This window comes from Enterococcus sp. NPDC086594, assembly GCF_044746145.1.
GTDB classification, from domain to species: Bacteria; Bacillota; Bacilli; order Lactobacillales; family Enterococcaceae; genus Enterococcus_D; species Enterococcus_D entomosocium.
This window is the reverse complement of record NZ_JBIVBP010000013.1, coordinates 38,756-63,560: the sequence shown is the minus strand read 5'-3', so window position 1 is coordinate 63,560 and position 24,805 is coordinate 38,756. Positions and strand designations below refer to the sequence as shown.

Sequence of the window (24,805 nt, the reverse complement as noted above, 5' to 3'; positions counted from 1 at the left end):
TCCTATTCTTTGATTCCCCAAATGGATTCATTATTATCGCCAATCGTTGAAAACGTTAATTTTTGCTGCTCAAATTCTGTTATTTCCTGACTTAATAAGATACCTTTGAAGGTCGCTTTTTCAAAAGTCAATGCCAAGTCTCCCGCATCGTACGTCCAAGTTCCGGTCAAGTCACCAGTAACGCTTCCATCTTTTTGAAGCTCGACTGTCTGCGTTTTTAGCATGGTCGTTCCATTGTCGGTACCATGGTTAATGATTTCATAGCGTCCGATAATGTCATCTTCTGACAAAGCATCTGCTATTTGTTCATTGCCTCGATACTCGTAGGGTGCTGGAACTGGCCAGCCCTCCTCATTCATATACATTCTGTTGACCCGCACTTCATGGGCTTCGGTTCCATTGTTAAAGCGCGTATGGTACACCAAGGACCACTGACCATTCTCATCGATGATCGCCGAATTGTGTCCCGCTGCTCGATACCCCATTTGTTGAAACGAGAATTGGTAGTTGCCAATCAATTTGATGCCGTAGTTTGAATTTTGGTCCCCTTGTTCGAAGATTGGGCTATTTCCTTGGGCATCAAGGTAAGGTCCTTCTGGTTTTTCAGCGCGAAATAGTCGCATATTGTAACCACCTTTTGCTGCTAAACCACCATAAGTGACGAATAGGTAATAATAATCGGTTTCCTCATCATAAACAATATAGGGACCTTCTCCTGATTGATGATAGCCGCCAAAAAGCTTGATCCCGAAATAGCGATCAATGATACGCCCATCTTCCGTCGTGCTATCTTCCCCAGGATACATTGGTTTTCCAGTGGCTGGATCAACTTCTAATAAAAAGATACCGCCCGACCAAGAACCATAGGTCATCCATAGTTTCCCTTCTTCATCATAAAACAACGCTGGATCAATGGCGTTTGGCGCATAATCGGTGTTATACGTCAGACCATCTTCGATCGCCCAGTTTTCACTGAACCCACTGATTTTCCCCTCTTTGATCAATTTCGCCAAATGGGTATTTTGATAGTTGGTATTGCGTTCACTACCATCTGTCGAATCTTTTTCTGTAAAGCCAGAATAGATCACGGTATCCGCATAGCTATAGGGTCCTTCGATTGTTTTAGCTACGGCCAATCCAATCGCTGAACGCCGCCAAGTAGAACTAGCTGAGTAGTAGAGCATATAGGCTCCTTTGTCTCCATTTGACCATTCATAATCAGCATTCCAAATGACATCTGGTGCCCAAAGGCTGTAACCACCTTTTGAATCGGCATCATCGTAGCCTGCCCATTCAAAAGTCTCAGCTAGATTTTCTTTTGTGTTACCATAGATCATATTGTCTTCCATTGATTCATATTCGTGAGTGAAAGGTACTTCCCAAGTTTGTAAATCTTCTGTTTTCGCTTGGGCGAGATGCGAACCAAATACGTAAAACAGCTCTTGGTCACCAACATGAATAGAAGTAATCGAGGGGTCATGAATCGACACTCGATTTTTTGTCGTTGTTTCCCACTCCTTTTGTGAAAGTTGCTCAGCAGCATCTCCTGTTTGACAGCCAGCAAGAAATAAACTAGTAAAAAAAACGGACATGGTTAAACAGAGCATTTTTCTTTTTGTATTCATTTTTTCCCTCTCTTTTATCTATCCTTTGACTACACCGGGTTCGCCAAAATCAGGCAATCCATTTTTCTTCCAAGTAAACGGTTGGACGTACGCATGTCGATTGGGATTTTCTAAAGGATTACTGTAATCATTTTTTTCTGGTCTTGCATGATACACTAAGATATCTTGTTTCCCCTCCTCATCGACTGTAAAGGAGTTATGTCCTGGTCCGTATAGGGAATTTTGTTCAGAACTTGAAAAGACTGGTTCCTTCAACTTATGCCAAGAATACCCATTCAATAGATCACTATCCTCATCTGCCCACAACAGTCCCATTGCGTAGTTTTCATCCGTCGCACTGGCTGAATAAGTAATGATCACTTTTCCATTTCTAATCAAAGCAGCTGGAGCTTCGTTCACTTTGAAGCCGATTTTTTCCCATTCATAATAAGGAATGCTCAGCAGAATCTGCTTTCCTTTCAATGTCCAAGGATTTTCCATCTCTGATAAATAAAGATTGGAATTGCCTGGAATGTTTGGATCTGCTTGTGCCCAGACATAATACAATCGGTTCCTGTGTTCAAATACCGTAGCATCTAAACTGAAACTCTCAAATTGCGTCTCGATCTGTCCTTTTTCTACCCACTCGCCTGCAAAGGGATCTTCATTCGCATTTTCGATCGCAAACATCCGATGATGATGCTGATCATTTCTGACTTCTCCATGATCTGCAGCAGCAAAATAGATGTACCATTTTCCTTGAATAAAATGAATCTCTGGTGCCCAGATCAGCTCACTCATGGGGCCTTCGGCATGAGCCGTCCAGATGACTTTCACTTCACCGTCAGCCAGACCTTTCAAGGTTTTCGCACGCCTTAATTCGATTTCCTGATACCCTGGTTTTGATCCAGTGAAGTAATAATATCCATCGGTATGCTTGTATATCCATGGGTCTGCACGTTCTAATACAATCGGTTCCAAATAATTTTCTGCCATAAATTCTACACCTTCTTAAAAAATTCCATTTTCCGTTTTTAGTATTTTTATTGCTTTGTTTTTAGACATATACATCGTCGTAGCTAGTAAATAGAGGACGACACCGATCACATCATAGATGATCAAATGGATGATGACACAGGCGATCATCCAACGTATCGTTCCTTTGTTTATTTGTTTGTCTCGCATATTCTTCGCGTTGATCCAACTGATAACGCCCATCAAAATCGTCGCTAACGCAACGATCATAACTACCTTCGATATCATTCCTACCAGACTTGACTGCAAGTATTCATACTGATTTTGATTTTGAAATGCTGCGATCCCTTGTTCTTCAAACCAAGGATAATACCCAAACATCGTTACGAGACCAATACAGACATCCCAGACCGCACTGGCACGTAGTAAATTTCTTTCCAATTTTCGATTCATGATCTTCACTATCCTTTTATTCCTGCATTTAAGTTCATAGATTCAATGAAGTATTTTTGAGCAAATAGAAACAGCATGACGGTTGGAATGATCGCAATCAATGCCGAGCCCATCAATTGACCAATCATTCGGTAGTTGCCATAAATGTCTTGTAGTAATAGCAAACCGGCTGTAATCGGCATCTTACTAACATCCGTATACACGATCACTGGCCACAAGAAATCATTCCATGAGCCTGTGAAAGAAAAGAGGCCTGCAACGATCAACACAGGTTTGATCAAAGGAACGATGATCTCTGCAAAAATTGTAAATTCATCTGCACCATCCATTCGTGCTGACTCGTCAAATTCAAGCGGGATACCTTTCATAAACTGTCGCACAAGAAAGATATTTCCCATCCCTGCTAAGCCTGGAATAATCATAGCAAGAGAAGAGTTGACCCAGCCGAAGGTTTCAATGATTTTGTAAGACGGGATCAAATTCACTACACCGGGAAACATCGAGATCCCCATCAAAAGATAAAAGATACGATCACGGTATTTAAACCGCATTCTGCCATAGCCATAAGCGGTCACTGAAACAACGATCACAACTAAAACAGTGTGCGTGACTGCGATAAACATTGAATTCCATAACCACTGCATAATTGGTGCAGTAGACGTATTAGTCAAAATCGCTACATAGTTATCTAATATCCAGTTTACGGGTAATAAACGAAACCCAGTAGAGACGATTTCGGTTTGAGAACGAAAAGAAGTGGCAAAGCTAAAAATCAATGGAATAACCCAGATGATACATAAAACGATCAGAAACAAATATGCGATGACCATACTAGGTATATGTTTCTTTTGTGTATTCATTTTTTTGCCCCCTTAAGTATTGCTTCTATCTAAAAGAAAATATTGAAATACGGACACACACATAATGATCAATCCTAAGATGACTGCCATTGCCGAAGCCATTCCTGCAATTGATTCTCCTTGACTAAAAGCCAGTGAGCGGATATACATCATCAATACAGTCGTGCTTTGGTTTGGACCTCCACCTGTCATCATCAAAGGCTGTGCAAAGACATTAAATGCTCCAGCAGTTGTCATCACGATCGTATATAACAGTGGAAAGCGAATAGATGGCAAGGTCACATTCAAGAATTTTTGGAATGCTCCAGCTCCGTCGATCTCTGCCGCTTCATAAAGGTCTTCATTGACACCCGCTAAAGCTGAGCGATAAATGATCATGTTACCACCGATCGCTCCCCAAATGCTGACAACAAAAATCAAGATCCATGCATAGGGTTGTCGCGAAGCCCAAGAGAAATCGAACCCAAAAATATTATTGATGGCACCTAATCGAGAGTGGAAAATCAATGACCAGATCAAAGAACCTGCTGAAACAGAGATAAGACCTGGAATATATAGAATTGCTTGAAAAAGTCCTTTCAGCTTCACTTTTTTATGTTGCAATGCAGCTGCAATCATCAGTGGAATGATGATTTGTAACGGCACCATGATCAAAACGAAAATAAAGGTATTTTTCAAACCATTCCAAAATTGGGTATAGAATGTCGAGGAACTATCAAACAATAATGTTTTATAGTTGTTAAAACCGACCCAGACTGGATCAGAGATCAAATTCCATTGCGTAAATGAAGCATAAATACCATAGATCGTTGGAATACATACAAAAATAATAAAGAGTACCATGTGTGGTCCAATGAATGCGATTGATGCCCAGTTAATGCTCTTTTTTTTCATTCCTTTCATTCCCTTCTAAAAATTGGAAAAGGGGATAGAATTATCCCCCCTTCACTTATCTAGCTACTTCTGCAATCTTATCTTCGACATATTGTTGCATCGTTGCTAATCCTTCATCCATATCTAATTCACCGTAAGCGATATCTGTACTATAAACATCTAATGCTTCTAAGACATAAGAGAAATAAACGTAGTCAAAGATGTAAAGTGTTTCTTCTTCCTCTGGTGTAGAAGTAAAGAATGATTGTGGGTATTGTTGGTAATCATCACTTTCTAAAATATCTTTACTTGCAACGATTTGACCGGCTTTTGCCCATTCGATCGAGTTTGTACGAACGAATTCTAAAAATTGTGCGATTACTTCTTCTTTTTCTTCTGTTCTGCTTTCACTCTTCAACATGCCAAACATATGAGAAGCTGCTCGGTTAGTTGCGATGTCATCTGAAGTCGAATAAATATTTGTTACGCCCCAATTCAAGCCCTCAACCGCATCATGAGCGGTGGAAGTCCAAGTACCATCTGTTGATAAGAGTACGTTTCCGCCTTGGAACATCAAATACCCATCTTCTCCATAAGGTGTCATCAAACCTGCATCTGTTAACGCTTTAATTTTTTCTAACGCTTCTTTCATTTCTGGCGTATTCACCGTCGGGTTCCCAGCATCGTCAGAAATTGCGCCACCTAAGTTACGGATTTGCGCTAAGATAACCCAAGAAAGTAACGCATTATTTACGACATAATCGCCTTCTTCCATCTGCCCTGCTAATGACATCATTTCATCAAACGTCACGATGTTATCGTCTAGCCAAGAAGTGACATTGTATTTTTCTAAAAGATCTTGATTGTAATACATGGCACTGGCATGGATATCTAATGGGATCGTATATTGAGTATCGCCGATTTTTCCTGCATTCCACGCTGTATCTAAATAATTGCTTTCTTCTAACTCAGGTTGATAAGAAACCAGACGATCAACCGGATCAATAATATCGGAATTGACAAATTCCTCTACTTTATAAGAATGCATCAAAGTCAAATCTGGAATCCCACTTTTAGAACTAACAACCGTACTTAATTTAGTATACATATCAGACGTGATCACATGATTGATTGTATAATCGGAACCTGATTGTTCATTGAATTCATTTACGATCTGATCCATATAAGCGCCATCATCACCAGTAAGGGGTGACCAAAAATTAATCGTGTATTTTTCTTTTTCCGCTGCCTGATAACGATTAAAACCAATAAGGGCAACTGCAACGACTGCAACTAAAGCACCAATAATAATAAGTTTCTTCTTCATGTTTTTCCCTCTTTCATAGAAATTGAATTTTGGTCTTTGAAGCCGAACACACGCCTATCCTCCTTCTCTTATTTGCTATCCCAGCATTTATAATTGCATTATTCATTTCTAGCGTTTGCAAACACTTTCAATTTACAAATAAATCATAACTTGATTTGTAATCGCTGTCAACAATATTTTGATTAATTTATCAAGGGTAATATCTATATTAATTAACAAATATATTAATAACTAACGAAATAAACAACGCTATTTACACAAATTAGCAAATATGTTAACATTCAAGTAAATCAAACAGTTTAAGCGGAGGTGACACGATGCAATTAGAAATCAATCAAGAAGCATTGCCTGTCTATGAGGCACTTGCCAGTAACGTGCGAATCAAAATCATTCAATTGCTGGCTAAAAACAAGATGAATGTCAAAGAGTTGGCACAAGAGTTAGGCTTAAGCAGCGCTATCATTACGATGCATATCAAAAAATTAGAAGAAGCCAAAATCATCAAAACAGAGCGTGTAGGGCAAAAAAAGATTTCCAGTTTGAGAGTGGACCATATCGATATCAACTTTCCTGAGAAAATCTTTAATGCCTTTGATACGAAAGAAACGGCGATACCGATCGGTCATTATACAAATTATTCGGTAGAACCAACGTGCGGGCTTGCTACTTCAGCTGATTTTGTGGGAATGGTGGATGAACCGAAGTTTTTCATGGATCCCCGACGAATGGATGCCCGCATCTTGTGGTTTACGAAAGGATTTGTCGAATACCAATCGCCAAACTTCTTAGCAAAAGAAGAAAAACTCGAAATGATGGAGATTTCAATGGAAGTTTCGTCTGAATTTCCTTTTTCCAATAACAACTGGCCGTCAGATATCACCTTCAGCTTAAATGGTGTGGAGCTTGGTACATGGACTAGCCCAGGGGATTTTGCAGATATTCGCGGCAAGTATACACCGGATTGGTATCCAGACAATCTCAATCAGTACGGGTTATTAAAGACGATTCGCATCATGGATCATGGAACCTACATGGAAGGTGTTCCTCTTTCCGACATTACGATCAAGGATATACCTGCCTACGAAGATACGTGGCATTTAAAAGTGGAAGTCAAAGAAGATGCCGAGCATGTCGGCGGTTGTACCCTCTTTGGCAAAGGGTTTGGGAATTACGATCAAGATATCAAACTAAAAATGTTTTATAGCTAAAAAAAACGCTAGTCTTAGCGGCTGACCCAAACATTTCTTTTGGGAATCAGGTCGCTAAACTAGCGTTTTTGTTATTTCTTCAAATGGTAACTGTACGTACTTACAATGATGTTCTCACGCCAAGAGAGTCTGAAACGCAAGCGCAGGCTTGTTTGGTTGTGCAAAATATTTTGCCAGCGACGTCTTGGGACAAACTGTGGAATGATGACGGTCGTTGTGTAATTGTGTTTGGCTGCATTGCGGCTGACTAGATCCACATAACGCAAGATTGGATTTTCAATCGAACGATACGAAGAATGAACGACGGAGAAACGCACGTCTGGGAATTTTTGCTTAAATTCTTGTTCGATCTCTTTTTCTTTCTTCACATCTTCATCCAATGAGACGTGCATCGCCACGACATAATCACCAATCGATTGGGCATAGTTCAATGCGCCGATATTTACTCGGGTAACATTTCCGACTAGAACGATCACGGTATTTCCTTCATAAACATGTAGTGCTTCTTGTTTTTCCAATCGCAGCTGTTCTGCGACTTTTTTATAATGATCATGGATCTTGTAAAAAATATACAAGAGGATCGGCATGATAATAAAGAATGGCCAAATATCGCCTAAGCGATACACGAACAAGATGGCAATGATCGCAAAGGAAATCAAAGCCCCAACGATGTTGGCGATCGATTTAAAGAACCAGCCTTTGCCTTCTTTTTTCCATTTGATCACCATTCCGCTTTGGGATAGTGCAAAAGGAATGAATACCCCGATGGAATACAACGGAATCAAACGCTCGGTCGATCCTTGGAAGATAAACAATAGGACGATGGAACCAGCAGCCAAGGTGATGATTCCGTTCGAGTAGCCAAGACGGTCCCCACGGTCTTGATACATATGCGGCATATATTTGTCTTTCGCTAGGTTATACGCCAACACGGGGAAAGCTGAAAATCCGGTATTTGCGGCAACTGCTAAAATCAGCGCTGTGGCAAATTGCAAAACGTAGTACATAAACCCATGACCAAAAACGGCGGAACCGATTTGAGATAGAACGGTCACTTCTGTTTCTGGTACGATACCATACCAATAGTTGATAAAAGTGATGCCGACAAAGAAGAACCCTAAAATCGACGCCATGATTGTCAAGGTCGCAGCTGCATTTTTCGCCCGTGGTTTTTTGAAAAACGGCACCGCGTTACTGATCGCTTCGACCCCTGTCAAAGAAGAGGAACCTGATGAGAAAGCCCGTAAAATCAAGGCCACGGATACCCCAGGTACGACCGCTCCCGGTAGTGCGGTTGCATTTAACGGTTGCGCACCCGTTACGATGTTGTACAAACCGACCACGATCAAGACTGTGATCACTGCGATAAAGGTGTAGACAGGAATCATCAAGAAGCTAGCTGATTCTCGCAACCCTCGCAGATTCATCATCATGATCAAGAGCACGATCACGACAGAAATCGCCACTTGATGGCCGAACAACGCTGGCACAGCAGAAGTGATGGCTTCTGCCCCTGCTGAGACGGATACTGCTACTGTCAGCATATAATCGATCAACAGTGAGCCGCCGGCAATCAGGCCCGCATTTTTCCCTAAATTTTCACTACTTACTACATACGCCCCACCACCGTGAGGGTATGCATGAATGATCTGACGGTAAGACAAGGTCAATGAAATCAAAAGAATAATAACAAAAGCAGCGATCGGCAATGAATACCAGATAGCAGCAGCGGAAAGTGCCACTAATACGACAACGATCTGCTCTGTCCCATAAGCAATCGAAGACAAAGCATCAGAAGATAGCAACGCAAGGGCCGCCGTCCGGCTCAGTTTTTGTTCATCATTCTCTGCGGATTTCAATGGACGTCCGACCAACAAACGTTTCAAATACTCCACTTTTTCTACACTCCTTTTCATGAAAAAATCCTTCGTTAAACTTGTAACGATATCCTCACAAATATTGAATTATCAAGACTGTATGCTACTCTTGTAACCGCGAAAAGTCAATGAAAATCAGATGAAAAAACGACCCTTTTTCCCTCTTTTGATTATTAGAAATTTCACGTGATGGCACAAAAGCAGAAAGAACAAATGCTCTTTCTGCTTTAAGATTTTAGTGGAAGAAATGACTTTCTTTGGAAATGTCACTTAGTTTCTTCGTAGAGTTGACTAGATAAGGATACGCGTACGTACCGACGATCCCAAAGACTAGGAACAAAATCGTTAAAATGATCAACTGCGGGATAGCATTTGGCCAATAGATCCCACCGGCTGATTCTCTTAACAGATTGACCGCATGAGTAAACGGCAGTAGCGGATTAATGAATTGGAAGAACTTCCCAGAGACTTGGATTGGGTAGTTTCCTCCCCCACCTGAAATGGAGAGAACCAAAATAATGATGGCGATCCCTTTCCCGAGGTTGCCAAACAGTCCCGCCAGTACGTAGACGATCATCATAAAGGCGAGTCCGACGAGTAATGCGAAGAAGACACTGTACACTGGATTGTGGACATCAACGCCTAATAAAAACATATTTCCTAGGGTCACGATCAAACTTTGGGCGACTGCCATCGTCAAGAACGTCAGCATTCGTGCCACAAAGGTTTCACGTTGTGTAAAGCGTTTTTTGTCTTTCTTCTCTAAATGATACTCCGTTGTAGCGACACTTGACAACAATAATGCCCCTACCCACAAACACAATGCGGTATAAAACGGTGTACTAGCTGAACCATTGTTGGCGATTGGATAGATTTCATTGCTTTTTAATTCCACTGGTTGTTTGAAGAAGTCGGCTTCATCCGTGGCATCAAGTTTCAATAATTTGATGACTTCCCCGAGATCGACTTCATTTTCGCCTGCTCGGATCGCATCAGCGGCTTTGTGGATGCCTGCTTTGATGCTCGGCCAATCGTTATTGATCAAATCGACAGCCGCATCCAAGGCTTTTTCAACTTCTGGCAGTTTTTCATCCACCATCGCCATCGTAGAACTGATTTCTGATTTGATGGTTGGCCAATCGTTTTGCAAGAAGTTTACGGCCAGCCCTAATTTTTCTTCGACCACTGGCAATTCGTTGTTGTACAGGTCGGCTCCTTTGTTGATGGCATTGACGATTTCATCCATATGACCATTCAGCATCGTATTGGCATCGTGCAATTCTTGCTTGATGGCAGGCAATTCTTTTTGGTATTTTTCCAAAATCGTCACGGCATTGCTGACCACTGATTTGGTGGAAGACAGCAACGAGTCAAAATCGATCTCTTGGGCTTTTTTCAAGACATCTTCGGCGGTGGTGATGGTTTTGATTAGTTCAGTTAGAATGTTGTTGATGGTGGTGGTGATTGAATCAACTTTGATGCTGTTCATAAGATCAGCGATGTTTTGAGCAGCTACGGTAACTTGATCGAGGTACGCTGTAATTTCATCAACAGACCCATTTTGAACAAGGTTATTCAATTGCGATAAGCGGTCAGATAAAACACCTAGCGATGTTTTGGCATTGCTTAGTTGCGTAATAATGCCTTCTAAATCAGCATTGCTACCGGAATTCTGAATATTGGTTAAAAAGGCAATCAAGGAATCCAAGGCTGCTTGTTGTTGCTGGATGTTCTTTTGAAAGTCAGTGATCGTTGCACTGATCGCTTGACGCTCTTTATCCGTTAGTTCATTGTCAGCGAGTGCTTGACGAATCGTATTTGTCAGCCCAGCAGTGGTGGTTGCCACTTGACTGATCGACTGAATCGTCACCTTCACACTGCTAGAAATACTTGGCAGGGCATCTTGCAACTGTTGCGCCCCATCTTTGGTCGCTGTGGCGAAGCTGGCGGCTTGGTCGCCTAGTTGTTCGATCTGTGGTAACGCGGCTTGCACTTGTTCAATGACTTGCAGTCCTTGCTTGGCGGTATCGATGCCGTCCGTCATGGTGCTGGCAATGTCATCAAAATCATCATCGATCATCTTCAATTGTTTGCCGGCATTTTGGATCTCTGGGATCTTCTCTTGCAAGGTCAAAATGATGCTGGCTTCTTTCTTCAATGTCGGCAGCTTATCGTTTAGGCCAATCAGTTTTTCCCCCATGGCATCCACTTGCGGGATATAATCGGTAAATTCTTCGGCTTTTGCGATCTTTTCTTTGATTTCTGGAAACTTATCATGCAAGGTGACGATCTCTTTCGTATAACCGTCGATCGTAGCCAAATTGTCATCGGTATCTAAGATCATGGATTTGACTTTGTTGATGCTGACTAAGTTGGAATCAATGTCATAGCCGATTTCATTGAAGACTTTTATTAACGTGGAGCTGGCAGTCTCAATAAAGTTTTGTGAGATTTCTTCTTGAAGACTGCTGGCTCCTTTTTCGGTGATTTTTGGTGCGATGGCGTTGATTTTTTGGTTGCTGTAATACTCAATGGTCGGTTTTTCAATTGTCCCGCTGGTAAAGCTGATCAGATCATCTGAAAAATCAGCTGGCAGATAAATACCGGCGTAATATTTTCCTGATTTGACCCCTTCTACCAAGTCCTCTTTTGAATCCACGAAACGCCAGCCTAACTGTTTGTTATCATGGAGGGTGTCGATGACTTCATCACCGATATCGATATGCTTGCCTTGAAATTCTGCCCCTTTATCCGCACTATACACGGCGATTGGCAATTCACTGGTGTTGCCATATGGATCCCAAAGTGCTTTGATATTGAACCACGCATAAAGCGAGGGTAAGATCATTAAGGCAATGATCAAAAATGCAGAGATTGGATTGCTGAAAATTCGTTTCCAGTCCAGTTTATATAAATAGAAAACATTCTTTAGTTTATTCATTTTTTTCTTCCCCCACTAGTTCTTCGTCGAAGGATAATTTACCATGTTTTTCCCCCGCCGCCAACGGCTACGATCGACCAAGAAAAGTCCTTTTGACAAATGGACGTTTTTGTCAAAATGAAACCCCTTTACTTTTTGTTTTTTTTCGCTTATTGTTAAACTTTCTTTAACTTTACCATGATGCCGAAAAACAAACCACTCATATCCTTTGAACTGTTTTTTTACCGGTCTTTTCTTCACAAAAAAACTTCCTTTTTCTGCAACGAAAAAGGAAGCTTTTTTAGGTGTTATTTCAGTTGATCCTTTGCCAATAACTCATACACATATTTCAGTGAGGTGGCTTCGCCATATAACTGAAGTCCGGCCTTCTCTTCTGGGGAGTAGACTTGATCAAAACTTTGATCGGGAATCAACACGACATCGATCTCCGCACGTGTCGCAGCTGTTGCTCCCACAAGAGAATCTTCCATGACTAATGCTTTTTCTGCTGCGACTTGCGCTTTTTCTAAAGTCAGCAAGTAAGGTGCTGGATCAGGCTTATGGGCGGAGACGTCATCGCCAAAGGTCTGATAGTCAAAGGCCTGCAACAAATCGAAATGCGTCAACAATTCAGAGGCTCTTTTTTTCATCGTCGAGGTGGCTAATGCCGTTTGGAAGCCTTTCTCACGAGCCAAGGCGATGGTTTCTTTCGCATAGGGTTTGGTTTTGAAGGTGCCATCGGTTATTTGCTGGGCAATATAGACTTCCCGTTCTGCTCGTAATTCCTGCACCCGCTGCTGACCGCCTACGAGGTCGGCTAATTTACTAGCCGTCTGTTGCCAACTTTGACCACGCCAACCAAAAATATCAGCGGCTGTAATCGGAAGCTGATACTTTTTAAATAGAGCCAACCACCCATCAAAATAGACTTTTTCAGTATCGACTAACAATCCATCAAAATCAAAAATCAAAAGTTCTTTCATAAACGCTCCTTCGTTTTGCTAGATTTTCCTCTCACTTATAGGGATCAAGACATTTCCCGACTTTTGTCAGCAGCTGCTTGCACTGCTTTGATGACAGCCGCACGAAAGCCATTTTCCTCTAAGGTTTTAACTGCTTGGATCGTTGTGCCCCCTGGCGAGCTGACACGATCCTTTAAGACGCCTGGGTGTTCCTTCGTCTCTAATACCATCTTCGCTGCGCCTAATACCGCTTGAGCAGCAAATTCATACGCCATCGGCCGCGGCATACCTTCTGCCACTGCTCCATCTGCCAAAGCTTCAATGAATAAATACGTGTAGGCTGGCGAAGAACCACTGACACCAATGACTGCATCGATCATGCTTTCTGGTACTTGCTCGGCTTTCCCAAGGCTTTCAAAAAGTTGTTTGACTTCGTTGGCTTCGGCTTCCGTTACTTGACCGTTGGGGCTGATAGAAGACATCCCTTCGCCGACAAGTGCGGGGGTATTTGGCATGACCCGCACGATTTTGTGCGCACCGATGATTTCTTCCATTTGCGCGATCGTCACACCCGCGGCAATGGATACTAGCAAATGTTCCTCAGTCAATCCTGCTTTTAAATCAGCAAGCAAGCGGGGAAAGACAAAAGGTTTGACTGCTAAGACGAAGATCTCTGCTTTTTCTGTGACATCCGCCAGCTTAGTTGTCCCAGTGATCCCGGTTTCTTTTTCTAATTGTGCCAAAGTCGGCTCGTAGCGATGGTTATAAACCAAGATCTCTGCTGGTTCATACAGCTTTGCTGCAATCAAGCCATTAATGATAGCTTTTGCCATGTTACCGGCTCCTAAAAAGGCGATTTTTCTCATGTATTTCACGCTCCACTTCTGATTTTGGTACCACTTTTTGCTAAAAAAGCCTAATCAATGACTAGGCTTCAAATTCGATCATATACGGATGCAAGGCAGTGTTATAGATCCCTTCTGTATATTCTACCACTTCTCCTTGTAGATCATACGAATAACGGGTTCGTTTCAAGGCAGCGACCTCCGGCGTGATCATAAACTTCTGTTGCTCTTCAGTCAACGTCGTTGCCACAAACGCATCTTGAAAGCGATCGATGATCATTCGATGTTCATCCAATAGGCGATACAATGATTTTTCTTCAAAGACCTCGATGGAGGTTCCCTTTAGTTGCTTTGGCAAATGGTACTCATAGTAAATAAAAGGTTGGTGGTCAAAATAGTACATGCGACGTAAACGCATGACTTCTTTGCCCATCAAAGAATACGCAGGGTGTTCAGGCGCAAGTTCGACTAATTCATAGCTGAGGTTTTTCTTTGTGTATTCCTTGCCGGTCTTTTCAAGCAATTGGCTAAACGTCGTGCCTTTTGACAGCTTGTTGTAGGGGCGATTGCTTAAAACCGTCGTCCCACGTCCGCTGCGTTTTTCCACATACTCATCTGCCGCTAACAATTCGATGGCTTTGCGGACAGTGATCTTGCTGACATTGAAGGTAGCTTCCAATTCTGTTTCCGTCGGTAAAAATGAACCAATCGGGTAGCGACCCGACATGATGTCTTCTTTGAGCTTATCGGCAACATCACGGTAAAGAATGTGTTTGCGTTTCATTGCTATCTCGCCTTTCTCTCATTGGATTGGTCTGGTGTTCTCCTTATTCATCAAAGGTAGGAATGTCTTCTGGTTGCGGCTCGATCAAGACTTTCCGTGGCTTGCTGCCTTCAGAAGGGCCAACGACGCCTTGATCTTCTAATTCATCCACTAACCGAGCCGCTCGGTTATAGCCGATGCGAAAACGTCGCTGCAAGAGAGAAACGCTGGCGGTCTGCATTTCCACCACAAGGGCTTTGGCGTCTTCGAACAGCTCATCTTGTGGTTGTCCGCTGCTGCCGGCACTCGTTTCTTCCTCAGTGACCATCATTTTTTCTTCATAATTGGCTTCTTGCTGATCTGTCACGAATTCAACCACTCGTTCGACTTCTTGGTCGGAAATAAAGGCCCCTTGGACCCGAATCGGTTTGTTCTCACCCATCGGCAGATACAGCATGTCACCGCGGCCCAGCAGTTTTTCGGCCCCGTTCCCATCAATGATGGTCCGAGAATCGACACCGCTGGAAACAGCAAACGCCATCCGTGATGGAACATTGGCTTTGATGATCCCTGTAATGACATCCACACTTGGTCGTTGCGTTGCTAAGATCATATGGATACCAGCTGCCCGCGCCATTTGTGCCAAACGAATGATGGCATCTTCGACTTCGTTGCTAGCAACCATCATCAAGTCAGCTAACTCATCAACGATCACCACAATGAATGGCAAGATCGGACGATTTTCGCCATCTTCTAAATTCTTATTGATTACTAAATCGTTGTAGCCAGTAATATTTCGGACCCCAGTTGCCGCAAATTTTTCGTAGCGTTCTTCCATTTCCTTGACCACTTTTTGCAACGCTTGCGCCGCTTTGCGAGGATTGGTCACAACGGGTGTCAAGAGATGGGGAATCCCATTGTAAACATTTAATTCAACCATTTTCGGGTCGATCATCATCAGTTTGACTTCATGGGGTTTTGCCCGCATCAAAATACTGGTGATGATGCCGTTGATGGCTACGGACTTCCCGCTCCCGGTCGATCCGGCAATCAAGAGATGGGGCATTTTCGTTAAGTCTGCCGTTTGGACACGGCCAGAAATATCGCGTCCTAAAGGTACTTCTAATAGTTTATCTGGATGATCTGGTTGGGCTTCGATCACTTCTCGGAATGAAACCATGCTAACTGCGCTGTTTGGAACTTCGATCCCAATCAATGATTTCCCTGGGATCGGCGCTTCCATCCGCACATCTTTGGCGGCCAAGGCTAAGGCGATATCATCGGTCAACCCGACGATTTTGCTGACTTTGACCCCTACTGCTGGTTGAACTTCGAATTTGGTTACTGCTGGTCCTAAGCTAGCTTTGACGACTTTTGCGTCAACACCGAAGCTTTGGAAGGTGGTTTCTAACACACCAATATTTTGTTCGATCTTTTTGTACTCGCTGCTTTGATCCGTTGAAGGGATCGAATCGAGTAATTGCGCTGAAGGCAATTCATAATCACGATTTTCAGCTTCTTCCGAAATCTCAAATTCCAATACTTCACCATCGTCATCGAGGATCTCCCCGTCTTCATTGACCTTTTTGCTTGGTCCCGGTTTGTTTCCTGCTGGATGCGGTGCTTGAGCGGCCTCTGGTGCCGCCGCTTGCGGCAATTCTTGGAAGTGGTCGATGGGTACAAAGCTCAGCTGCTCTGGTTCAAAATCAGCTGGCGCTTGCATCTGCTGTTCTTTTGCTGATTTTTCGTCTTCTGTCATTGGTCGGACTTGATTCTTTTCTTTGATCTCCGCCATGACTGCTGCTCGCTCGGCTTCTTTTTTGGCTTCTTTCGCCGCTTGTTTCTCTGCTGCTCGTTCCGCTTTGCGGGCTTCTCGTTCGGCTTGCTTTTCTGGAGAGCCTTCTAACAACCGCTGCAGCTTGTCACCAGCTACTTGCAGGTGCTCCACTAACTCGTGGCTGCTCATTTGGCTGAACAAGAACGCCCCGATCAGCATGAGTAAAACAGCGATGATGTAGCTGCCGATCTGGGAAACAAGAAAATAGGTCGCCCCATAAAGCATGGCGCCAATCATTCCGCCCCCGACATTTTGGGTCACTTGGCTGCGCCGGATATCGCCTAACAGCGTCATCCACGTCGTTTGGAAGATATTGGCTTGTTCTCCCACCACATTACTAAAGATTTGCGCATGGAGGATGATCAGTAAACCAAAATACACCAATATACAGCCGATCACTCGCCGAATGCTCTTAAACCGAGCATCGGTCGTTTTGATCGCTAACCAGACACCATAAGCAGCTAGGGCAACACTCAAAAATTGGTACGTGTTTCCGCCAACGATCCGAAACCCGTTGGCAATCAAGGTTCCTAAAAAACCTAAATGGAAAAAGCCAAATATCGAAAACAAGACAAAGAGCAGGCCGACGCCGACCAGCATTAATTTCTCTTGCTGTTTTTGTTGTTTTTTTGTTTTGCGTTTCTTTGCGCGTTTTTTTTGCGCCATTTCTATCCCTCTTTTCATCTTTCCCTATTATAACGAAAAAAGAAGGCGAACAAAAGTTTTCCTGTGAGAAATTTTGGTTAGCTGTTGGAATTTAAGCGAAAATTTCTTAAATGATGAAAAAAACACCAGCTGCTAAGCAGCCAGTGCCTCTTGTTGACTTGTTTTTTAGTTTGGTGTGACGTCTTCGCCAAACCACTTTTCAGAGATTTCAGCAAAGGTACCATTGTCTTGCAATTCTTTCAAACCATCATTGATTTTATCTGCCATGGCTTGATCGTCTTTACGCACACCTACAGCAAAATCTTCTGCTTCAAAAGGGCTTTCGATTTCGTTGAAGTCATCGGTTTTGCCTGTTTGAGTCAAATAATATTCTGCGTAGACGCGGTCGATCAAAAGACCGTCGATCCGACCGTTTTCTAGATCGATAAAGGCTTCATTAAAGCTGGCATACAAGGTTGCGTCATTGCCGTCTACGAGATCCTTCAAAACTTCCGGTTGGTTGTTGAAGGTCTCATAACCAGAAGAACCTTCTTGGGCACCTAAGACTTTGCCCTCCATATCATCAAAGCTAGTAATGCCGCTGGCTTTTGCTGTGACTAAGACTTGTTTGTTTTCCATATAAGTATCTGTAAACAATACTTTTTCTTCACGAGCTGCGGTTTTGGTATACCCGTTCCAGATCATATCGATGGTGCCATTGCTTAGTTCGGTTTCTTTCATGGACCAATCGATTGGTTGAAATTTGACTTTGGTTCCTGTTAGATCCAAAATCGCTGTGGCTAAATCCACATCAAACCCAACGATGTTGCCTTGGTCGTCTTTAAAGCCCATCGGTACGAAGGTATCGTCTAGGCCGACGATCACTTCTTCTTTGTCAGCGGCACTGGTTGTGGTGTCATTGCTACTGCCACACGCCCCTAATAAAAATACACTTGCTGCTGCGATTCCCGTCAATAGTAATTTTTTCATTTTGTTCTCCCCCTTATTCTCCTGCTACTTTTAATAATTGATCACCGATATTTTCGGCAAAAACCAAATCATGGGTCACCACGATCTGGGTCACTCCTTCTTTTTTCAGATCCAAGATCAGCTGTTCGACTTGCTGTCTCAAGCCTGGATCTAAGGCGCTGGTAGGCTCGTCATAGGCCAACACTTTGGGATTCATCGCCATCGCTCGTGCGATAGCCACCCGTTGCCGCTGCCCCCCGGACAATTGGAAGGGATATTGGGCTAGTAGGTCACTTAACCCTAGTTTTTCTGCCAACTGTTCGGCTTTTGCTGTATACGCGGCCTTGTCTTGTTTTAGCACCATTTTTGGCGCCAAAGTGATGTTTTCAAAAACTGACAAGTGCGGAAACAATTGGAAGTCTTGGAAGACGACACCGACGACTTGTTCTTGTTCTTTTGTGTCGGTGGGATCAAAGGCTTTGCCATCCAGTAAAAAGCTTCCAGAATCGATCGTTTCTAAACCAGCCAGTGTCCGAAGCAAGGTGGTTTTCCCACCACCGGAAGGACCGACCACCGCTAAGATACTGCCGTCTTCGATCGTCAAGTCTAGCTGATCGATGACTTTTTTAGCGCCAAATGACTTTGATACTTGTTTTAGTTCTAACATATGTGGTTCCTCCTAACGGTAATAGTCCAGTTTGGTCTCGATTTGTTTTAACAATAACGTAAAGACGCCTGTCATCACCAAGTAGATCAAGCCGACCCCAACTAACGGAAGCAAGGTACTGTCTCGCTCCATGGCGATTTTTCCGATTCGCATCACGTCTGACAATCCTAAGATGTAAACGAGGGATGTGTCTTTGACAAGATTGATGACTTCATTGCCGACAGATGGCAGGGTGATCTTGACGACTTGTGGGATGATGATTTTTTGGATCGTTTGGATCGGGGACAAACGCAAGACTTTCGCGGCTTCGTATTGTCCGGCTGGAATCGATTGGATCCCTCCACGGAAAATCTCGGCAAAATAAGCAGCGTAATTGATAATAAAGGCGATCAAGGCTGCTTCAAAGCGGTCAAAGACGATCCCTAAGATCGGCAGACCGTAGAATACGAAGATCAGCTGTAGCAATAAAGGCGTTCCTCGCATCAACCATACGTAGACTTGCACGATCAATTTCAAAATACGCAGGCGACTGGCTAAAACAAAGGCCAACAAGATGCCTAAGGGAATGGACCCGATTAAGGTCAGTGCGAACAATTTAACGGTGATTCCAGTTCCTGAAATCAGTTGGGGCATAACATTGACTAAATACTCAAACATGGTGACTTCCTCCTTGATAGGTTTCAATTTCGATTAGCAGCGATACAGCTTAGCGACGGTTGGCTCCGACGCTTATGTGACGCTAGGCGTTGGCTGGTGAGGGCAACTGGCAAGTTTCATTTTTTAAAAAAGAAAAACAAAAAAAGCGCACACTGGCATTTGCCAGAGGACGCTAGATACGTGGTTCCACCTCAATTTGCCTTTCCTTCACAGGAAAAGGCCTCGTGCAGTCCTTGTGATCCTTCCACTTTCGGTTTTCGGTGAGCCGCAAAAAAAGAGAAAAAAAACGTCCCCTAGCCATTACAGCTAAAGGACGTTATCAACGCGGTTCCACCTTTGTTTATCAGTGCTTCACAGCAACTGAACTCAGAAAGTCATCAATCAATGACTGCTGCTGTAACGGGCAAACCCGGTCTCTCCTACTTTTCTTTCGGAAAAACGACTCCAAGATGTGTTTCACAACCATGCGTTATCTCTTTGCACCAACCAGAGACTCTCTTCAAACAGCAAGCCTTGCTACTCTTCTTTTCGATGTCTGTTTCATTAAGTTGTGTCTTACTTTACTCGCTCTTAAAGAAAATGTCAAACATTTTTTCTGAAATTTTCGAAACTTTGTCGCATGCACCGATTTCGAGGGGAAGATTCAGGGAAAAGAAGACGCAACTGCTTAACCGAAGTATGCTTCAGCTAAGGCTTGCCCTTGCTTGATTTTTGCCCATTGCTGCTCAGTCGAAAGCTCATTGCCGCAGTCACAAGAGGCAAAGCCACATTGATGAGAAAGATAAAGCCGCTCCTTAGGAATGATTTGACTAGCTTTGTCTAATAAGGCGATCACTCGCTCTTCATCGTCTAATGTGGCGGTTTTGCTGGATAATAAGCCTAAGACAACCTCCACTTCTGGGCGATCTTTCAGCGCTTCTAAAGCCGAGATATCACCGGCACGGTCATCATCCCACTCTAGGAAAAAGCGGTCATAATGCTGGTCACGCAAGAATTTTTCGGCGATCGCTTTGTAGGTACCACTGGCTGCCGCGCGGCTTTGGTAATTGCCACGACAATTGTGGGTCCAGACTTTTAATCCTAATTCGTGGGCGTAATCAGCGACTTCGTTGTTGATCGCCACGAATTCATCAGCTAACGCTTCTAAGCCGTCATTGCCTTGGGTAAAGAAGCTCTTGTCATTGTCTTCAGCAAATAGTTCCCATAAACAATCATCGAACTGAACGATCTCACCACCGGCTTCTCGGTATTCCTGCAAGAATTCCTTGTAGGCGTTAAGCAGCCCTTCCCGCAAGGCTTCTTTCGTTGGATATACCTGACCTTCACCAACGAGGTCGTTAAAGACAGTCAGCTCGGTAAACGCGTGGGCAGCCCCCCAGACGGTGATTTTGACTGGCAGGTCGCCAGCTTGGCGTTTGGTTTCTTTAAACAATGTCAAATAATGATGGTTTTTGCCAGATAATGGTTCTGTGATCCGGATGCCGATGTCTTTACGCGTTTCAAAATGTCCACCGTCCAAATCTTCAAAGGCATACCCATGATCGGAGATATAGCGCTCAACGCCTTTTAATCCCCAGAGAAAATCCAGGTGCCACATCGAGCGGCCATGTTCGCCATCTGTGATGACTGTAATGCCGTGTTCTTTTTGCGCTGCAATGATGTCAGCGATCGCTTTTGCTTCCGTTTCTTGGTAGCCAGGAAACGCATCATAAAACGGGTAGCGGATGTCCTCCCGATGCTCGATTTGATTTTTGTAGTCCAATAAATCTTGTGGTCGTAACAATGACCCCACAAGCTGAAATTTGTCTGTTGCCATATCCATTCCTCCTATACAAAGTTTTCAAAATTGTTAGATTTATTCTAGCAAACATCTTATACTATAGATAATACTTATAAACTTATATATTCCATAGGCAATACCTATAACACAAAAAGGAGGTTGCTTCCCATGCGTATCCAGCAGCTTGAATATTTGGAAAAAATCGTAGAGACCGGCTCTTTCAATGAAGCCGCCAAACAGCTTTTCATCAGTCAGCCATCCCTCTCCCAAGCCATGAAAGAGTTGGAAAAAGAGTATGATCTGCAGCTGTTTTACCGCAGTAAATTAGGGGTGACCTTGACCGATGATGGCCGTTCCTTTCTCAACTATGCTCGAAATGTTTTAGACCAAGTCAATCTCTTGGACGAACGCTTTCGCAAAGACAGCCATCGCAAGCATGTTTTCAGTGTTTCTGCACAGCACTATGCCTTCGTCGTCCACGCCTTCGTAGAGCTGGTCAAACAGTTAGGGGAAGATGAATTTCAATTCACCTTGCGGGAGACCCAAACACAAAATGTATTGGATGATATCCAGACGTTTAAGAGCGAATTGGGGGTCATTTATCTGAATGATTTCAACACGACGGTCCTCACCCGTTTGATCCACGAAAAAGACCTGCAATTCATTCCTTTATTTGAAGCCAAACCCCACGTCTTCATCGGCCGAGAAAATCCACTGACTCAGAAAAAAAGCATCACATTAGCTGATTTGGAACCTTATACCTATTTGTCGTACGAACAAGGGGAAACCAATTCCTTCTACTTTTCTGAAGAGATCTTAAGCACTTTACAACGCAAAAAACACATTCGCATCAGCGATCGTGCCACGATCTTCAATTTGATGGTGGGTCTCAACGGCTATACCATCAGCTCTGGGATCATCAGCAGTGAGCTGAATGATGAAAAAATCGTTGCGATTCCTTTGGAAGTCGATGATGCGATGACACTAGGTTACCTCAAACACAAGAAAATGGAACTGAGTGAGATGGCTTTGGACTATCTCGCCTTGTTGAAACAGCATATCAAAAATTACGGTTTCGACGTCTTTTAAAAAAACGATCCGCAGACAGTCGGTCGGGCTTCCTTGGTAAGGCGTCCCGACCCTGTTGCGGATCGTTTTGTACTTATTTTGTTCTTAAATTGTCTTACGTTGGTGTTATGGAGAAAAAATCAACGCAATGGTTTCCATTCCCACTCTTCGACTTCGGCGATATCATAGCCGTTTTCTCGAATAAAGTCATGGTGATACGCAACGGTGTCTGCCATTTTTTTGGCAAAGTCCGTTGCTTTTTCTCCATAGACCCATTCGGCGGCGTCTTTGGCTAAGTGGAAGCGATCCAATTCAGAAAGGATCCGCATATCAAACGGTGTCGTGATGTCGCCATTTTCTCGGTACCCATGAATATGAAGCTGTTGGTTGCGACGGCCAAAGAAGATGTCGCGAATCAGTCCTTCATACCCGTGGAAAGCAAACACGATCGGTTTGTCTTTCGTAAAGTAGGCTTCGAATGCTTCATCGCTCAACCCACGAGGATCGACTTCTGGACGACGCAATTTCAATAGATCGACCACATTGATGAAGCGGACTTTCAACTCTGGGAAGGCTTCAATCAGCAAGGAAACAGCAGCTAATGCTTCCAAATTCGGTTCCGTCCCGGCAGCTGCGATCACGATGTCCGGTTCTTGTCCTTCATCTGTCGATGCCCAGTCGATGACTTTCAAGCCATCTTTGACAAGCACTTTCGCTTCATCCGCCGAATAAAACTGCGGACGTGGGTGTTTCGAAGAGACCACTAGATTGATCTTTTCTTCAGAAGCGAGCGTTTCTGCCATGACAGCCATCAAGCTATTGGCATCGGCTGGCAAGTAGACCCGCACAAAGTCGGCTTTTTTCTCTGCAATATGGGTCATGATCCCTGGATCTTGGTGGGTGTACCCATTATGGTCTTGTTGGAAGACCGTTGATGAAGCGATCAAATTCAATGAGGGGTACGGGTTGCGCCAGTCAAGATCATGGGCTTTTCGTAACCATTTGAAGTGCTGCGTGATCATAGAATCAACGACTCTTAGGAATGACTCGTAGCTGGCAAAGAAGCCATGACGCCCCGTCAGCACATAGCCTTCCAAGAAGCCTTCTGCTTGATGTTCTGATAATTGTGAATCAATCACACGGCCCACTGAAGACAGCCATTCATCATAATCAGGATGTTTTGGCTCCAACCATTGGCGGTCCGTGACTTCGAACACATGGTTCAACCGATTGGATTTGGCTTCATCTGGGCCAAAAATGCGGAAGTTGTCAGGATTTTCTTTGATGATGTCACGGGCAAATTTCCCAAAGACCATCATATCTTGGGCCGTCGTTTCCCCTGGTGTCTCAATCGCAATGGCATGTGCTTGCCAATCTGGCAAGCGTAGCGGTTGCGGATCGATCCCCCCGTTGGTGATTGGGTTGACAGCCATCCGTTGCTCCCCTTTTGGCGCCAATTCTTGAATCTCAGCGTTGATGCGGCCGTTTTCGTCAAAAAGCTCTTCTGGACGATAAGACTGCAGCCAATCCGTCAAAGCATCCACGTGTTCCATATGTTTCGCATTGACAGGGATCGGCACTTGGTGGGCACGGAAGCCCCCTTCAATCGGCTCGCCATCCCAGACTTTCGGTCCAGTCCACCCTTTTGGTGTGCGAACGATTAAAACAGGCCAATGAGGCATAGCGGCTTCTTCCGCAGAACCTTTGCGGGCTTCTGCTTGGATCGCGTGGATCTGTTCGATGGCTTGATCCATCTTCTGTGCCAATTGCGGATGAACGGCTTCTGGATCGTCCCCTTCTACGAAATAAGGGGTCCAACCCATGCCTTCAAAATATTTCGTGAGATCTTGGTCACTTTTACGAGCCAAAATCGTTGGATTGGCAATCTTGGCGCCATTCAAATGCAAGATAGGCAAAATTGCGCCATCATTGACTGGGTTGATAAAGGTATTTGAAAACCAGCTGCCCGCTAATGGTCCGGTTTCGGCTTCACCATCACCGACCACTACTGCTGCAATGACATCGGGATTGTCTAAAATAGCTCCGGTAGCGTGGGCGATGGAATAGCCTAGCTCGCCGCCTTCATGGATCGAACCTGGCGTTTCAGGTGCCGCATGAGAAGCGATCCCACCTGGGAAAGAGAAGGTTTTGAATAGATGTTTCATCCCTACTTCGTCTTGGGTGGCTTTTGGATAGATCTCGCTGTAGCTGCCGTCTAAATAAGCATTCGCAACCATGACTTGTCCGCCATGGCCTGGTCCTTCGATATAAAACATGTTTAAGTCGTACTTATTGATGACGCGATTGAGATGGGTGTAAATAAAATTTTGCCCTGCGATCGTTCCCCAGTGACCAATTGGATTCACTTTTAAATCTTTTTCTTCGATGGGGCGGCGCAATAAGGGATTGTCTTTCAAATAGATCTGACCAACGGAAAGGTAGTTGGCTGCTCGCCACCAAGCGTTCATTTTCTGATAATACTCTGGTGTATCGTAGGTTGTCTTCATTGTGCTCC

General features: G+C 43.9%; 20 protein-coding genes and 1 other annotated feature. Of the genes, 2 read left to right on the top strand and 18 right to left on the bottom strand.

All coding sequences use genetic code 11. The annotated features are described in order from the left end of the window. Positions 1–2: 2 nt before the first annotated feature. Genes ACIPK1_RS14855 through ACIPK1_RS14830 form a run of 6 tightly spaced genes read right to left on the bottom strand, consistent with a single transcriptional unit; the run spans position 3 to position 6,092 of the window. Complete coding sequence (locus tag ACIPK1_RS14855; RefSeq protein WP_086299049.1) at positions 3–1,625, bottom strand: glycoside hydrolase family 43 protein; 1,623 nt, start codon at positions 1,623–1,625, stop codon at positions 3–5. 18 nt (positions 1,626–1,643) lie between these two features. Further along, positions 1,644–2,600, bottom strand: a complete 957-nt coding sequence (locus ACIPK1_RS14850) for a family 43 glycosylhydrolase (protein WP_400451265.1) — start codon at positions 2,598–2,600, stop codon at positions 1,644–1,646. Between the two features lie 15 nt (positions 2,601–2,615). Then, a complete protein-coding gene (locus ACIPK1_RS14845) occupies positions 2,616–3,032 on the bottom strand; it encodes a hypothetical protein (RefSeq protein WP_008376104.1) in 417 nt (138 codons plus the stop codon). Positions 3,033–3,040: 8 nt separating this feature from the next. Beyond that, positions 3,041–3,892, bottom strand: a complete 852-nt coding sequence (locus ACIPK1_RS14840) for a carbohydrate ABC transporter permease (RefSeq protein WP_005227285.1) — start codon at positions 3,890–3,892, stop codon at positions 3,041–3,043. 12 nt (positions 3,893–3,904) lie between these two features. Beyond that, positions 3,905–4,795: a carbohydrate ABC transporter permease gene (locus ACIPK1_RS14835; protein ID WP_176257025.1), complete on the bottom strand. Its 891-nt coding sequence runs from the start codon at positions 4,793–4,795 to the stop codon at positions 3,905–3,907. Between the two features lie 46 nt (positions 4,796–4,841). Further along, entirely contained in the window at positions 4,842–6,092 is a 1,251-nt protein-coding gene (locus ACIPK1_RS14830) for an extracellular solute-binding protein (protein WP_008376109.1), read from the bottom strand. Positions 6,093–6,409: 317 nt separating this feature from the next. Here ACIPK1_RS14830 and ACIPK1_RS14825 point away from each other — a divergent pair, with 317 nt between their 5' ends. Next, complete coding sequence (locus ACIPK1_RS14825; protein ID WP_008376111.1) at positions 6,410–7,300, top strand: transcriptional regulator; 891 nt, start codon at positions 6,410–6,412, stop codon at positions 7,298–7,300. 71 nt (positions 7,301–7,371) lie between these two features. Here ACIPK1_RS14825 and ACIPK1_RS14820 read toward each other — a convergent pair whose 3' ends face one another. From ACIPK1_RS14820 to ACIPK1_RS14770, 11 genes are all read right to left on the bottom strand, one after another. Continuing rightward, positions 7,372–9,195, bottom strand: coding sequence for an APC family permease (locus ACIPK1_RS14820; protein ID WP_400451269.1), 1,824 nt, complete (start codon positions 9,193–9,195; stop codon positions 7,372–7,374). Between the two features lie 217 nt (positions 9,196–9,412). Further along, positions 9,413–12,118 carry a YhgE/Pip family protein gene (locus ACIPK1_RS14815; protein WP_400451264.1) on the bottom strand — a complete coding sequence of 902 codons (2,706 nt, stop codon included), beginning with the start codon at positions 12,116–12,118 and terminating at the stop codon, positions 9,413–9,415. A gap of 15 nt (positions 12,119–12,133) precedes the next feature. Further along, positions 12,134–12,358: a hypothetical protein gene (locus ACIPK1_RS14810; RefSeq protein ID WP_223347157.1), complete on the bottom strand. Its 225-nt coding sequence runs from the start codon at positions 12,356–12,358 to the stop codon at positions 12,134–12,136. Positions 12,359–12,405: 47 nt separating this feature from the next. After that, positions 12,406–13,080 (bottom strand): HAD family hydrolase, encoded by a 675-nt coding sequence (locus ACIPK1_RS14805; RefSeq protein WP_400451263.1) that lies wholly within the window; start codon positions 13,078–13,080, stop codon positions 12,406–12,408. Positions 13,081–13,124: 44 nt separating this feature from the next. Beyond that, positions 13,125–13,925, bottom strand: coding sequence for a pyrroline-5-carboxylate reductase (gene proC, locus ACIPK1_RS14800; protein ID WP_008376116.1), 801 nt, complete (start codon positions 13,923–13,925; stop codon positions 13,125–13,127). A gap of 61 nt (positions 13,926–13,986) precedes the next feature. After that, entirely contained in the window at positions 13,987–14,688 is a 702-nt protein-coding gene (locus ACIPK1_RS14795) for a GntR family transcriptional regulator (protein WP_005232219.1), read from the bottom strand. Between the two features lie 43 nt (positions 14,689–14,731). Continuing rightward, a complete protein-coding gene (locus tag ACIPK1_RS14790) occupies positions 14,732–17,170 on the bottom strand; it encodes a DNA translocase FtsK (protein ID WP_034872062.1) in 2,439 nt (812 codons plus the stop codon). A gap of 165 nt (positions 17,171–17,335) precedes the next feature. Continuing rightward, positions 17,336–18,139, bottom strand: a complete 804-nt coding sequence (locus ACIPK1_RS14785) for an amino acid ABC transporter substrate-binding protein (protein WP_005227273.1) — start codon at positions 18,137–18,139, stop codon at positions 17,336–17,338. Positions 18,140–18,152: 13 nt separating this feature from the next. Then, positions 18,153–18,785: an amino acid ABC transporter ATP-binding protein gene (locus tag ACIPK1_RS14780; protein WP_005227272.1), complete on the bottom strand. Its 633-nt coding sequence runs from the start codon at positions 18,783–18,785 to the stop codon at positions 18,153–18,155. A gap of 12 nt (positions 18,786–18,797) precedes the next feature. Next, the gene (locus ACIPK1_RS14775) at positions 18,798–19,442 is read right to left on the bottom strand and encodes an amino acid ABC transporter permease (RefSeq protein WP_010748717.1); all 645 of its coding nucleotides are present in this window, start codon (positions 19,440–19,442) and stop codon (positions 18,798–18,800) included. A 306-nt stretch (positions 19,443–19,748) separates the two neighbouring features. Next, positions 19,749–19,983, bottom strand: a binding site (T-box leader). 126 nt (positions 19,984–20,109) lie between these two features. Further along, positions 20,110–21,264 (bottom strand): cobalamin-independent methionine synthase II family protein, encoded by a 1,155-nt coding sequence (locus tag ACIPK1_RS14770; protein WP_005227269.1) that lies wholly within the window; start codon positions 21,262–21,264, stop codon positions 20,110–20,112. A 126-nt stretch (positions 21,265–21,390) separates the two neighbouring features. Here ACIPK1_RS14770 and ACIPK1_RS14765 point away from each other — a divergent pair, with 126 nt between their 5' ends. Then, positions 21,391–22,311, top strand: a complete 921-nt coding sequence (locus ACIPK1_RS14765; protein WP_005227268.1) for a LysR family transcriptional regulator — start codon at positions 21,391–21,393, stop codon at positions 22,309–22,311. 119 nt (positions 22,312–22,430) lie between these two features. On the opposite strand, the gene ACIPK1_RS14760 is transcribed toward ACIPK1_RS14765, so the two are convergent. Continuing rightward, positions 22,431–24,797, bottom strand: a complete 2,367-nt coding sequence (locus ACIPK1_RS14760) for a phosphoketolase (RefSeq protein ID WP_008376128.1) — start codon at positions 24,795–24,797, stop codon at positions 22,431–22,433. Positions 24,798–24,805: the final 8 nt, after the last annotated feature.